The 463-nt window shown below is 66.5% G+C and carries 1 pseudogene; it reads right to left on the bottom strand.

The features are described 5' to 3' along the window. Positions 1 to 463 (bottom strand): annotated as a pseudogene (locus C5B90_RS20140) (hypothetical protein); the annotation flags it as partial.

Raw genomic sequence — 463 nt, 5'->3', positions numbered from 1 at the left:
CGCCGTCCGACCCGTCGGAACCGTCGCCTGCGTCGTCACCGTCGTTCGAGTCGTCGCTGTCGCCCGAGTCGTCATCGCCGTCGTTCGAGTCGTCGCTGTCGTCACCAGTGTCGTCATCGTCGCCGTCGTCCGGGGAGTCCGTGGACTCGGGCGTATCGGAGTTCTCGTCGTCCGTATCGTCATCATCACTCTCGTCGTTATCGTCGTCATCTCTATCGCCGTCGTCATCGTCACCGCCGCCGCCGCCACCACCACCGCCGCCACCGGCGTCGTCGTCGGAACCGACCGCGAGCGTCTCGACGCCGTCGACGCTCATCTCCTTGCCGTCGGCGTCGAACTGGGTGAACCCGTTGAGCCGGTACGAGGCGTCTTCGTCCACGTCCTCGCCGGCGGTCACGCGATACTGGAGCGTGACGTTCTCGCGGTCGCCGTAAGTGGCGAACAGTTCGTCGTTGGCGTCGCG

The organism is Haloferax sp. Atlit-12N, assembly GCF_003383095.1.
Lineage (GTDB): Archaea > Halobacteriota > Halobacteria > Halobacteriales > Haloferacaceae > Haloferax.
This window is presented reverse-complemented; position numbering and strand designations above follow the sequence as displayed.